Origin of the sequence: Paractinoplanes maris, assembly GCF_023544465.1 — a bacterium.
Lineage (GTDB): Bacteria > Actinomycetota > Actinomycetes > Mycobacteriales > Micromonosporaceae > Actinoplanes > Actinoplanes maris.
Genome location: NZ_JALPVL010000008.1, coordinates 146,148 through 159,097, shown reverse-complemented (window position 1 = coordinate 159,097; position 12,950 = coordinate 146,148). Strand labels below are relative to the sequence as shown.

Annotated in this window: 10 protein-coding genes; 5 read left to right on the top strand and 5 right to left on the bottom strand. The window is 70.1% G+C overall.

Translation table 11 applies throughout. The features are described from left to right. Positions 1 to 23: 23 nt before the first annotated feature. Complete coding sequence (locus tag NAG42_RS23650; protein WP_250033162.1) at positions 24 to 608, top strand: DUF1684 domain-containing protein; 585 nt, start codon at positions 24 to 26, stop codon at positions 606 to 608. Here the strand turns inward: NAG42_RS23650 and NAG42_RS23645 are convergent. Further along, on the bottom strand, positions 595 to 1,212 hold the full coding sequence (locus NAG42_RS23645) for an adenosylcobinamide amidohydrolase (RefSeq protein ID WP_250033154.1): 618 nt from the start codon (positions 1,210 to 1,212) through the stop codon (positions 595 to 597). The two genes, NAG42_RS23650 and NAG42_RS23645, sit on opposite strands and share 14 nt — an antisense overlap. 1 nt (position 1,213) lies before the next feature. Next, positions 1,214 to 1,762, bottom strand: coding sequence for a GNAT family N-acetyltransferase (locus tag NAG42_RS23640; RefSeq protein WP_250033152.1), 549 nt, complete (start codon positions 1,760 to 1,762; stop codon positions 1,214 to 1,216). Positions 1,763 to 1,858: 96 nt separating this feature from the next. On the opposite strand from NAG42_RS23640, the gene NAG42_RS23635 reads away from it, so the two are divergent. Next, complete coding sequence (locus tag NAG42_RS23635; RefSeq protein ID WP_250033151.1) at positions 1,859 to 2,884, top strand: hypothetical protein; 1,026 nt, start codon at positions 1,859 to 1,861, stop codon at positions 2,882 to 2,884. 771 nt (positions 2,885 to 3,655) lie between these two features. Here the strand turns inward: NAG42_RS23635 and NAG42_RS23630 are convergent. From NAG42_RS23630 to NAG42_RS23620, 3 genes are all read right to left on the bottom strand, one after another. After that, the gene (locus tag NAG42_RS23630; protein WP_250033149.1) at positions 3,656 to 4,384 is read right to left on the bottom strand and encodes a discoidin domain-containing protein; all 729 of its coding nucleotides are present in this window, start codon (positions 4,382 to 4,384) and stop codon (positions 3,656 to 3,658) included. 199 nt (positions 4,385 to 4,583) lie between these two features. Next, entirely contained in the window at positions 4,584 to 6,239 is a 1,656-nt protein-coding gene (locus NAG42_RS23625; RefSeq protein WP_250033147.1) for a sulfatase-like hydrolase/transferase, read from the bottom strand. A 62-nt stretch (positions 6,240 to 6,301) separates the two neighbouring features. Next, positions 6,302 to 8,500 carry a putative bifunctional diguanylate cyclase/phosphodiesterase gene (locus tag NAG42_RS23620; RefSeq protein ID WP_250033145.1) on the bottom strand — a complete coding sequence of 733 codons (2,199 nt, stop codon included), beginning with the start codon at positions 8,498 to 8,500 and terminating at the stop codon, positions 6,302 to 6,304. Between the two features lie 126 nt (positions 8,501 to 8,626). On the opposite strand from NAG42_RS23620, the gene NAG42_RS23615 reads away from it, so the two are divergent. The 3 genes from NAG42_RS23615 to NAG42_RS23605 are packed head-to-tail and all read left to right on the top strand — an operon-like array spanning position 8,627 to position 12,911. Then, positions 8,627 to 9,220, top strand: a complete 594-nt coding sequence (locus NAG42_RS23615) for a TetR/AcrR family transcriptional regulator (RefSeq protein WP_250033143.1) — start codon at positions 8,627 to 8,629, stop codon at positions 9,218 to 9,220. Further along, positions 9,220 to 10,956 carry an ABC transporter ATP-binding protein gene (locus NAG42_RS23610; protein WP_250033142.1) on the top strand — a complete coding sequence of 579 codons (1,737 nt, stop codon included), beginning with the start codon at positions 9,220 to 9,222 and terminating at the stop codon, positions 10,954 to 10,956. The genes NAG42_RS23615 and NAG42_RS23610 overlap by 1 nt, the downstream gene beginning before the upstream one ends. Before the next feature lie 53 nt (positions 10,957 to 11,009). Beyond that, positions 11,010 to 12,911, top strand: a complete 1,902-nt coding sequence (locus NAG42_RS23605) for an ABC transporter ATP-binding protein (RefSeq protein ID WP_250033485.1) — start codon at positions 11,010 to 11,012, stop codon at positions 12,909 to 12,911. Positions 12,912 to 12,950: the final 39 nt, after the last annotated feature.

The window sequence follows — 12,950 nt, the reverse complement described above, 5'->3', positions numbered from 1 at the left end:
GATCGCGGCCTAGATTGACTGGCATGCAGGCACTCGAGCTGACCGACTACCGCGCCACCGTCGCGCGGATGTATCTGGCTGACACGAGCCTCGAGGAGTTCCGCGCCGAGCGCGACAAGCTGTTCGGCACCCATCCCCAGTCGGCGATCCCCGAGGACGAGCGCGGGTCGTTCGCCGGCCTGCGCTACCTCCCGCGCAACGACGACGTGATCGTCGAGGCCACCGTGCGCCCGGCGTCCGGTTCGATCGACATCGACACCGGCGGCCCCGACGGCGTCGTGCACTACGACCGGGCCGGTGTCATCGAGTCACCGTTCGGCGAGCTGTCGCTGTGGTGGATCGCCGCCTACGGGGGCGGGCTCTTCCTGCCGGTGCGCGACGCCACCTGCGGCAAGGGTGCCTACGGCGGCGGGCGCTACCTCACCGACACGGTCAAGGGCACCCACGGCCGGGGCCTGCAACCGCTGTCCGGTGATCGGGTGCGGCTCGACTTCAACTACCTCTACAACCCGTCGTGCGCCTACAACGACGCCTGGCTGTGCCCGCTGGCCCCGCCGGAGAACACGATCCCGGCCGCCATCGAGGCCGGCGAGCTCACCTACCACTGATCGCTGCGTAAGCGGCCCGGGCCAGCCGCGCACCCCAGGTCGAGCGCGGCCCGGCGTACGCGGCGACCGGTCCCTCGGCCGGGCAGAGCACACACACCGCGTCGGTCGGGGTGCCGGTCGCGTCCCACCCGAGGTCGCGGATCGCCTGCGCCTTCGCCTCGGTGACCGTGGCCACGGCGTTGACCAGCGCACCCGCGCTGAGCCGGGCCGGCACCCAGGCCACGACGTTGACCGTGCCGACCCGCGGTCCGAGCTCCACCGGCGGGGCGGCGGCCCGGATCGGCACGCCCAGCCCGACCGTCGCCCACAGCCGCACGCCGTCGTCGGCCGTGCTCACCACTTCGGCGACGTCGACCCCGGTCAGCAGGCCCACGCCGGGGCCGCGCAGACCGAGGCCCCCGGCGATGGCGGCCAGGTGGTCGGCCGGGTCGTCCCGGTCGTAGGACATCGGCACGGTCGCGTTGACCACCCAGCCGCACGGGCCGATGCCCCCGCCGAGCACGGCCGACGAGATCGCCAGCACCGGCTCGGGCAGCCGCCACACGAGCAGCGGCTCGTCGCGGCCACCCTCGGTGCGGTGGGTCAGTGCGGGCTCAGGCAGCACCTCACTTGCCGCCGGACCACTCCGGCGCGAGGACGGCCCAGACCTCGCTGTCGTGGCGCACGCCCTGCCACGGGAAGCTCTCGCGCAGCGTGCCCTCGTGCGTCATCCCGAGGCGGCGGGCGACGTTCGAGCTGGCCACGTTGTCGGGCCGGCAGCGCCACTCGACGCGGTGGATCGACCGCTCGGTGAACAGCCAGTCGATCAGCCGGGCCGACGCCCGGGTGATCAGCCCGCGGCCGGTGCCGGCCTCCTCGAGCCAGCAGCCGACCTCGCAGGCATCGGCGTGCGCGTCGTGGTTGAACGCCATCACGCCGCCCACGAGGACGTCGTCGAGCCAGATGCCGAGGATCCGGCCCTCGCCGCGCGCCTGCAGATCCGCATAACGCTGAAGGGTCTCGGTGGCCGTCGCCAGTGTCGTGCTGCGGCCGGCCCAGGCGATCCACGGGTCGACGAACGGGCGGGCCCGATCCATGTGTGCGAGGAACTCCTCGGCCTGCCACGGCTCCAGCGGCCGGAGCTCCGCGCCGCCACCCAGATCGACCTTGAACATCCGCACAGCGTAGCCGCCGCGTGCCGGAAATTTCCCCGTCGCCTCTCGTCCACCCACCACCCTTAGATTTACGATCATCAATCTCAGGAGGTAGGCATGGGTATCAGTCGGGTGATCGCGTCCGGCGTGGCGGGCGTGCTGGCAGCGGCCGGATTGGTGGCGCCGGCAGCGGCCGCACCGAGCCGGGCCGAGCTGGCGCTGCGCTGGGCGCCGGTCCATTACCAGGACGTGGACGCCACCGGCAGCCACGCGCTGAGCGGCAAGAGCGACTTCATTACCCGGTACGACTTCGACGGCAATCTGAACGGCCGCGACAACTGGGACAACGCCGGGAAGAACACTGCGGCCGCGGCGTACTACTCGGTGCTCGAGACCGGCACCCACTACTACCTGACGTACTTCTTCTTCCACCCGCGCGACTGGATCGACCACCCGTTCTTCGAGACCGAGCACGAGAACGACGGCGAGGGGGTGCTCGAGGTCGTCGAGAAGGACGGCTCGGCCTACGGCACCCTCAGGGCCGCGGTCACGGTGGCCCACAGCGACTTCTTCTCGTACGCGCCGAGCGGCAGCACCTGGGCCAACGGCAGCGAGACGATCGACGGCACCCTGCAGTTCAAGTCCTCGCCGCACGACTCGTTCCAGCACCCGGTGACCGCGCAGGAGCGGGGCGGGCACGGGCTCAAGGCGTGGCCGCAGTACGACATCGACGGGGACGGCGTCGTCTACTACCCGTCGTCGACCGTGTCCGAGTCGCCCAGCGGCACCAACGACCGGGACGTGCGTTATGAGCTGATCGACGTCTTCGCGGACGGCGGCCTGTGGTCGCAGCGCACCAACACCAACCTGTTCGCCAACCTGGGCACCTTCGCCGGGGACACCACGGGCGGCTGCGGCCAGGGCACGTACTCGTGCGGCACCAACTCGGCCAACGCCCCGTGGGGCTGGGACGACGGCAACGACGTGCCGGCCCGCGGCGAGATCGCCACCGACCCGGCGAGGCTGGCCGCCGCCTACTACAAGGTCCCCGGCTCCCTCGACCGCTCCTACACCTACAACCCGTACGCCGGCGCCGCCGCCGCCCTGAAAGCCGCCCGAAACCTCCCCCCGACGATCGACTAAGGCGCGTTTTAGACCTGGGGTCGGTCTGCGGTGCGGCCCAGATCCCGCCTGCGGGGGGCCCGCGGAAGGCCGGCTACCGGTGTTGTAACCGGCCTTCCGCGGGCCGCACGCAGGCGGAATCTGGGCCTCGGCGCAGGCCGGGTCCAGCTCTAAAACGCGCCCAGGGTCCCGAGTCGTTCGTCAGGCGCTCCCCGCAGGCCTCTGCTTGCGGGGAGCGCCTCATTCTCCGCGCACTCTCTTGAACCCCGTCGGTTCACGCGCCCGCCTCGGCACCGCCGACGCTCCGCCCAGCTGGGTTCCGCTCGGGCGGCGTTCCGCTGGAGAAAAGTTTCGGGCGCGGCCACATCTGGTGCGCACGAGACGCCGGCCGCCTCCCGGAGTGCGGCGTGGGTGGCTTCCTGCTGGACGGCCAGTGCGGCTTCCGTATCGATCATCGAGTGACGGCCGGTCCAGCACCAGGCGGCCCGAAAGGGCTCTCCACCCGATTCCTCGGCAATCGGCTCACTTCATAGGTCACGTCGTCAACAGCGCAGCAGGATCTCCTGACTCACTCGGGTGCCCCGCCATGACGTGACCCTGGGCCGGCCGTTGTCGATGACATGAGGAAGCGCGACCCACGGCCCTGGCTGGTCGCTGACGACCTCCGGGCCCGGATCGAGCCGCTGATCTCCGAGCGGCAGCCGCGTGGGGGCCCTGGTTGCCGGCTGGTCGATGACCGCAGAGCGATGTGCGGCATCTTGACGCCTTGCCGTCGTTGAACACCCACCCCGTTCAGCGGATCTCCAGCTCGAAGAGCGAGAAGCCGTACTGGTTGGAGCGCTTGGTGCCGTACATGCGCACATACCGCGCGCCAACGCCGCCGGCGTCGACTTGGACTGTGCCGCCCTCGCCGGCCGTGGTGGACCAGATCGTGCGCCACCGCCGGCCGTCGAGTGATACGTCGATGCGGTAGCCGATCGCGTACGCGTGCTCCCAGATCAGCGTGACCTCGCTGACCGCGCGCCGCTCCCCCAGGTCCGCCTTCAGCCACTGCGGCTCGGCGAAGCCGCTCGACCAGCGCGACCCCGGGTCGCCGTCGGCGGCGTCGCGGGCCGGCCACGCGCTGCCTTCGCTGCTGCTGGCTGTGATCGTGGCGGTCCGCGCGAGGTTGGCCCGGGACGGATTCGTGCGGGCGGTGACCTTCAACGGAGCCGGCTTGACCGATACCGAAAGTGACGGTGACGGCACTCGGCTGACCGGAGCCGCCACCTCCGCGCGAGCCGGGCCGGAGGGGGCGAACGCCTCGGTCGGGATCGCCACCGGCGGCACACCGCGGTCGGGGATCGTGGCGTCGGTGGTCGCCCGGTAGGCGACGACCAACCCGCCCGCCAGGGCCAGCACCATGACCAGGCCGGCCGCCGCCCACCAGGCCCTACGAGACTTCCGCCGGGGTGCCGCGGGCGGGGGCGGCGGCTCTGGGGCCGGTCCTGACGGCCTGTTGGGCGGGCGCAGCTCCGGCATGCGGGTCAGCCTCAGGCTGTCCGCCCGGGACGGCCGCTGACGGTCCTCCACAGAACTCCCCGTTCGCTTCCGCCGGCTGCCCCCTCGCAGCCGCCGAAGGTCATCTTGACGGACTTCGGTCACGGAAAGGAGTGACGCGCGGGTAGATCGCGGTCTATTCGCTGTCGATCATGCGATAGGGAAGTTCGTCACTCTGCGTTCAGTGAGGTTCCCCTTGCGGGCTGTAGGCGGTGAGGAACTTGTCGCGGAACTCGTTCATCGGCCACAGCGGGGCACCGGGCGCCGGGGTCAGCCCGTCGGTCCAGCCCCAGCCGTTGATCCGGTCGAGCACCTTGGGGTCCTTGGCCACGATCGAGATCGGCACGTCCTTGGTCGCGTTGGTGCCCACCACGACCGAGGCCGGCTGGTGGTCGCCCAGCAGGACGAGCACCAGGTTGTCGTCGCCGTAGTTCTCCACGTACGAGAGGAGGCTGTCCACCGAGTAGGCGATCGATCCCGCGTACGCCTGCTTGACCTTCTTGCCGTCGGAGAAGAGCTGCTGGGCGTTGGGGGCGCCGGCGATCATCGGACCGTAGACCCGGCCGTCGCCGATCTCGTCCCAGGGCAGCATCGGCGGCACCGGGGTCCACGGCGTGTGGCTCGACGTCAGCGTCACCTCGGCGAGCAGCGGCGGCCGCTTGGCCTTGCCGAACTCGTACTCGTGGACCTGCTTCATGACGAACTGGTCGGGCATCGTCGACCAGCTCAGCATCGGGCCGTGGTAGCCGAGCGTGTGCGAGTCGTAGACCTGCTGGTAGCCGTAGAACTCGCCCTCGGGCCAGGCGAACGTGACCCCGGGCTCGAACCCCACGGTGCGGAACCCGGCCCGTTTGAAGGCCGAGGTCAGCGTGAGCCGGTCGGTGGCGACCAGGCTGCGGTAGCGGTTCTGGTTGTCGATCCACAGACCGGACAGGAAGGTCGAGTGGGCCAGCCAGCTGCCGCCGCCGAAGGTGGGTGACGTGAGGTAGCCGGTGCGCGCCGCGAAGCCCTTGGCCGCGAGCTTGCTCTGCCCGGCCCGCAGCTGGTCGAGCACGGGCTGGTTGAACTCGGGGTTCTCGACGGCGTCGCGCCCGTAGCTCTCGACGAAGCCGATGATCACGTCCTTGCCGCGGAGCGCGCTCAGCAGCTGGTCGTCGGGCAGGTTCTTGAAGTCGTCGTTGCGCACCTCGCGGGCGAAGTCCTTGCGGTCCTGGATGTCCTGCGGCACCGCCAGCACCGTGTCACGGGCCAGCTCGGCCGCGCTCTGGCTGGCCACCGGGATGCCGCCGACAAGCTGGAAGCCCAGCACGGCCAGCGTCACCCAGGCCGCTGAGAAGGTCAGGACCGTTCCCCGTACGGGCCACGGGTGAGCCGCGATCACCCGGCTCAGCCGCCGCACCGAGAACGTCATGGCCACCAGCGTGACCGCGGCCAGCAGCACGGCGCCGGCCGCCGCGAGCAGCGCACCACCCCGGCCGACCGAGTCGACCAGGAAGTGGAAGCCGTCCTTGAACAGCGTCCAGTCGAGCACCGGGTCGAACTGGCGGGCCAGCACGGCGTAGAAGCCGATGTCGATGACCTTGAGAACGGTCAGTGCGCCGAGGAGCGCGCCCAGCACGGTCGCGGTGATCCGGCGGGCCCGGCCGGGCAGGGCCAGCAGCAGGGCCACGGCCAGCAGCGCCTCGATCGGCACGCGGATCAGCGCCGTGAGCCAGAAGTTGCCCGGTGGGAGCCGGGTGATCTGGTCGGGGAGCACCAGCGCGAGAAAGACGAGGAGGGCGGCGAGGAGGGTGACCACCCCGCCGGCGACCCGGCGCACGTGCTTGTTGACCGCCACTGAGAATTCCTAACCGCAGAGTTGCACTACCAACAGGTACACGCTGGGTGCGGGCTCTCGGTTCAAGCGGAGATGGTGCTCACCCCGGCCAGCAGGTCGCTGATCTGATCGGGGTCGGCGGGCCGGCCGAAAAGGTAGCCCTGACCGTGGTCGATGCCCAGGCGGCGCAGCGTCACCCACTGCGCATCGGTCTCGATGCCCTCGGCCACGGTCTGCATCTTGAGCGCCTGGCCGAGCCCGGCCACGGCGTCGACCAGGGCCACGTCGTCGGCGTCGGTGTCCACGTCGTCGACGAACGTCTTGTCGATCTTGATGACGTCGACCGGGAGCTGCTTGAGGTAGCTCAGCGAGGAGTAGCCGGTGCCGAAGTCGTCGATCGCCAGCCGTACGCCCAGGGCGCGCAGCGCGTGCAGGGTGCTCTTGGCCGTCTCGATGTCCTCCATCAGCATCGACTCGGTGATCTCGAGGGTGAGCGAGGCGGCGTCGAGGCCGGCGTCGCGCAGGGCCTCGGCGACGTCGTCGACCAGCCCGGCGTACTGGAACTGGCGGGCCGACAGGTTGACGTTGACCTTGAGCGTGGCGGCGGCCGGTGACTCGGCCCGCCACCGGGCGAGCTGGGCGCAGGCCTCCCGCAGCACCCACCGGCCGAGCGGCACGATCAGGCCGTTGGCCTCGGCGGCGCCGATGAAGTGGTAGGGGCCGAGCAGGCCGTCGCGGGGGTGGTTCCAGCGCACCAGCGCCTCGACCGAGGTGACGCTCTGCGTCTGCATGTCGACGACCGGCTGGTAGAGCACGGCGAACTCGTTCTGCTCCAGCCCCTGCTCGAGGTCGATGCGCAGCTGGGCCTCCTCGAGCACCGAGATCGTCATCGTCGGGTCGAAGATCGCGTAGCCGTTGCGGCCGGCCCGCTTGGCCGCGTACATGGCCAGGTCGGCGTTGCCGAGGAGCTGGTCGCCCTGGTCGTCGGCGGTCGAGGTGGCTATGCCGATGCTCAGCGAGCAGGCGATGTCCCGGCTGCCGAGCCGGATCGGCTCGCGGATGGTGCGGACCAGCCGCTCGGCCAGCGCCGCGGCGTCGCCCGGCTCGAGGTCGCGCATGATGATGGCGAACTCGTCGCCGCCGAGGCGGGCCAGCACGTCGGACGGGCGGACGTGCCGGCGCAGGCGGGCGGCGATGGTGGTCAGCAGCTCGTCGCCGGCGCTGTGCCCGAGGTTGTCGTTGACCAGCTTGAAGTCGTCGAGGTCGAGCAGCAGCACGGTGACCGGCCGCTCGGCGTGCCCGGCCACCGCCTCCTCGAGCCGCAGCCGGAACAGCGCCCGGTTGGGCATGCCGGTCAGCGAGTCGGTGTAGGCCTGGTGCTGCAGCTCGTTCTCCAGAGCGCGGCGGGCGCCGATGTCGCGCAGGCTCACCACGGCGGCTTCGATGTCGGGGTCGTCGACCCAGTTGGTGGCCAGCACGTCGACGTACACCCATTTGCCGTCGGCGTTGCGCAGCTGGGACTCGGCGCGCATGCTCTGGCCGTTCGGCAGCGCGATCAACTCGGCGAAGAACTCCCCGGCCGGGCCCACCCGGTCGTCGGGGAGCAGGCTGCTGAGGCGCGAGCCGACCAGTGTCTGCCGCGAGATGCCGAGCATCGGGCTGATCGACTCGGTGGCGTACAGGACCAGGCCGTCCGGGCTGATGGCGATCACCGCGTCGGCCGAGGCGGCCAGCAACGTCTCGGCCCGCTGCTCGGCCGTACGGCGCCGGTTGTCCAGCGATCGGCGGCTCTTGGCGAAGATCGCGGTCAGACCGACGACGCAGGACATCATCGCGATGAGGACGAACGTGGTGCCCAGGTTGGTTCCGGCTCGGGTCGGCAGCAACAGGGCGTAACCGCCGACCGACATCACACCGAGGACGATGACGAACCGGGGCGACCAGAGGGCGGCCGCGGTGATCAGCAGAAGGACGGCGGCCGGGACGTAGAGCATCCAGCCGTCCGGGTCGACCCAGCCGAACAACACCATCACCGGCATCTCGCTGAGCCACCACAGGGTCAGCAGCCGACGGGTGCGTCCGCTGCGCACGAGCCGGGCCCAGGGCAGCGGGAAGATGGCCGCCTGGGCCAGCACGGCCAGGATGATCGGGATCAGCCACCCGCGGTACGCGCTCTCCCAGCCCGTGGCTATCCGGAGGCCACCGATCGCGGTGACCACCGAAGCCATGGCGGCGCCGATACGTAGCTGACGCGCCCAGTACTCGGCGGTGTGATCGTCCATCTCGGCTGGCTGCACGGGCGCATCGATCGGCCCGGTCGTTCCCGACCTGAGGTTTCTCGCCTCCGCCGAGCGACCCATGACAAATGTCAGTGGATGAGTGAGTGCTCGCTCAGTAGTCTCGTCGTCGTGGAGAAGCGACAACGTGTGCGCGCCCTCGCCCCTGAGGAGCGTCGCGCCGCCCTGATCGACGCGACCATCCCGCTGCTGCACGAGCACGGGCTGGACGTCAGCACGCGGCAGATCGCGCAGGCCGCCGGCGTGGCCGAGGGCACGATCTTCGGCGTCTTCGAGACGAAGACGTCGCTGGTGGTGTGCTCGGTGATCAAGGCACTCGACCCGCAGCCGACGCTGGACGCGCTGGCCGCGATCGACCGTGCCGCGCCCCTGCGCGAGCGGCTGATCAAGGCGACCGAGCTCGTGCACGCCCGGTTCGCCGAGAACGCCCAGCTCATGAACTCCGCCCGGAAGCTGATCCTGTCCGGGGACGCCTCGGTCCAGGCGCTCAACAACCGGGAGAAGCTGCACGCCGCGCTGACCGAGGTCGTCGCGGCGCCGGGGGCCGAGGAACTGCGCCGGCCGCCGGCCGCGGTGGCGACGCTGCTGCTTCTGTTCTGCGGTGCCAACACGTTCGGGCCGTTCGGCGACCCGGACGACTTCAGCGGCGAGGAGGCGGTCTCCTTGCTGCTCGACGGACTGCTCATCCGACGGGGGAACCGGTAGTGCTCATCCAACTGCTCCGGAACTACTTACGGCCCTACCGGCGAGACATCGTGCTCGTCGTGCTCTTCCAGTTCATCCAGACGCTGGCCACGCTCTACCTGCCCACGCTGTTCGCCGACATCATCGACAACGGCGTGGTCAAGGGCGACACCGGCTACGTCATGCAGATCGGCGGGTGGATGCTGGCCATCACGCTCGCCAGCATCGCCGCGCAGATCGTCGCTGTGTACTTCGGTGCCCGTACGGCGATGGCGGTGGGCCGGGACGTGCGGGCCTCGATCTTCGGGCAGGTGCAGACGTTCTCGGCCCGCGAGGTGGGCCAGTTCGGCGCGCCGTCGCTGATCACGCGCACCACCAACGACGTCCAGCAGGTCCAGATGCTGGTGCTGATGACCTTCACCCTGATGGTCTCGGCGCCGATCATGTGCTTCGGCGGCATCATCCTGGCCCTGCGGCAGGACGTCCCGCTGTCCGGGCTGCTGCTGGTCATCGTCCCGATCCTGGTGGCCACGGTCGCCGCGATCATCGTGCGGATGCGACCGCTGTTCCGCACGATGCAGACCCGCATCGACCGGGTCAACCGGGTGATGCGCGAGCAGATCAGCGGCATCCGGGTGATCCGCGCGTTCGTCCGCGACGAGCGCGAGCAGGCCCGCTACGCGGAGGCCAACACCGATTTGACCGACGTGTCGCTCAAGGTCGGCAAGCTGATGGCGCTGATGTTCCCGACCGTCATGCTAATCGTGAACCTGTCCAGCGTCGCGGTGCTGTGGTTCGGCGGGCACCGCATCGACTCCGGCGCGATGCAGATCGGCGCGCTCACCGCGTTCCTCAGCTACCTCATGCAGATCCTCATGTCGATCATGATGGCCACCTTCATGTTCGTGATGATCCCGCGGGCCGAGGTCTGCGCCGAGCGCATCGAGGAGGTGCTGGGCACCGACTCGAGCGTGGCGCCGGCCGCCGACCCGGTCACCGAGGTCACCGAGCACGGCCGGCTCGACCTGCGCGGCGTCGGCTTCAGTTACCCCGGGGCCGAGGCGCCGGTGCTCAGCGACATCAACCTGGCCGCCCGGCCGGGCGAGGTCACGGCGGTCATCGGCAGCACCGGCAGCGGCAAGACCACGCTGCTCAACCTGGTGCCCCGGCTGTTCGACGCGACGGCGGGCACCGTGCTGGTCGACGGCGTCGACGTCCGCGACCTCGAACCGGCCCTGCTGTCGCGGCTGGTCGGCCTGGTGCCCCAGCGGCCGTACCTGTTCTCGGGCACGGTTGCCTCCAACCTGCGGTACGGCAATCCGGACGCGACCGACGAGCAGCTGTGGGAAGCCCTCGAGATCGCCCAGGCCCGCACCTTCGTCGAACGGATGGAGGGCGGCCTGGACGCGCCGATCGCCCAGGGCGGCACCAACGTCTCGGGCGGCCAGCGGCAACGGCTGGCGATCGCGCGGGCCCTGGTCCACCGGCCCGAGATCTACCTCTTCGACGACTCGTTCTCGGCGCTCGACTACGCCACCGACGCGGCATTGCGGTCGGCGCTGACCGAGCACACCGCCGACGCCACCGTGATGATCGTCGCCCAGCGGGTCAGCACCATCCGCGACGCCGACCGGATCATCGTGCTCGACGACGGCCGGGTGTGCGGCACCGGCACCCACGCCGAGCTCATGGCCACCAACACCACCTACCGGGAGATCGTGCTCTCCCAGCTCACCGCTGAGGAGGCCGCCGTATGACCGCCCCTGCCCGCCGGCCCGGCCCACCCGTGGGCGGACCTCCCGCCGTACGGATGATGGCGGGACCCGCTCCGACCGAGAAGCTCCAGGACTTCAAGGGGTCCACCAAGCGCCTGCTCGGCCTGCTGAAGCCGCAGCGTGTCCTGGTCGGCGTGGTCATGCTGGCCGGCGCGATCAGCGTCGCCCTGTCGGTGATCGGGCCCTACCTGCTGGGCCACGCCACCGACGTCATCTTCGCCGGCGTCGTCGGCAACATGGTCGACGGCAACGTCACCAAGGCCGAGGCGATCGCCGCGCTGCGGGCCCGGGGCGAGAACACGCAGGCCGACCTGCTCGGCGCGATCGACTTCACGCCCGGCCGGGGCATCGACTTCGACCGCCTGGCCCAGGTGCTGATGTGGGTCGCGCTGATCTACGTCTTCGCCTGGGTGTTCGGTGTGCTGCAGGGCCGCCTCACGGCGACCGTGGTGCAGACGGCGGTCTACCGCCTGCGCGAGCAGGTCGAGACCAAGCTGTCCCGGCTGCCGCTGTCGTATTTCGACCAGCAGCCGCGCGGCGAGGTGCTGAGCCGGGCCACCAACGACACCGACAACATCGCCCAGACCCTGCAACAGACGTTCGCCCAGCTGACCACCGCCCTGCTGACGATCGTCGGCGTGCTCGGCGCGATGTTCTGGATCTCCCCCCTGCTGGCGCTGATCGCGCTGGTGACGGTGCCGGTCTCGTTCCTCGTGACGACGGCCGTGGGCAAGCGCTCACAGCCCAACTTCGTCGCCCAGTGGGCCACCACCGGCAAGCTCAACGGTCACATCGAGGAGATGTTCACCGGTCACTCACTGGTGAAGGTCTTCGGCCGCCAGGACGAGGCCAACGCCGTCTTCGCCGAGCACAACAACAAGCTGTACGCGTCGTCGTTCCGCGCGCAGTTCATCAGCGGCCTGATCCAGCCGGCCATGATGTTCATCAGCAACCTGAACTACGTGCTGGTGGCGGTGGTCGGCGGTCTGCGGGTGGCCTCCGGTTCGCTGACGCTGGGCGAGGTGCAGGCGTTCATCACGTACTCGCGGCAGTTCAGCCAGCCGCTCACCCAGGTGGCGTCGATGGCCAACCTGATCCAGTCGGGCGTGGCCTCCGCCGAGCGGGTGTTCGCCCTGCTCGACGCGCCGGAACAGTCCCCCGATCCCGCTTTCGAGGGCCTCGACGACGTACGCGGCCACGTGACGTTCGACGATGTCTCGTTCCGCTACCTGCCGGACAAGCCGCTCATCGAGCACCTGTCGCTCGACGTCGCGCCGGGTCAGACGGTGGCGGTGGTCGGACCGACCGGCGCCGGGAAGACCACCCTGGTCAACCTGCTGATGCGGTTCTACGACGTGGACTCCGGCCGCATCCTGCTCGACGGGGTGGACATCGCGACGATGCCGCGCTCGCTGCTCCGCGAGGAGATCGGGATGGTCTTGCAGGACACGTGGCTGTTCGGCGGCACAATCGCCGAGAACATCGCGTACGGCGCCGACTCCTTCGACATGGACTCGGTGATCAAGGCGGCCGAGGCGGCCCACGTCGACCAGTTCGTCCGGACGCTCCCCGACGGCTACGACACGGTGATCGACGAGGAGGGCTCGAACGTCAGCGCCGGCCAGAAACAGCTGATCACGATCGCCCGGGCCTTCCTGGCCGAGCCCAGCATCCTGATCCTCGACGAGGCGACCAGCTCGGTCGACACCCGCACCGAGGTGCTGATCCAGAGGGCGATGGCCACCCTGCGCGAGGGCCGCACGTCGTTCGTGATCGCCCACCGCCTGTCAACCATCCGCGACGCCGACCTGATCCTGGTGATGGAAGAAGGACGCATCGTCGAGCAAGGAACGCACGACGAGCTGATCGCGGCGGACGGGGCTTACGCCCGGTTGTATTCGGCGCAGTTCGCCCAGGCGGTGGTCGAGGTCGACTGAGCCATCACGCAAAGAACGGGGGCGGCCAGCTGGCCGCCC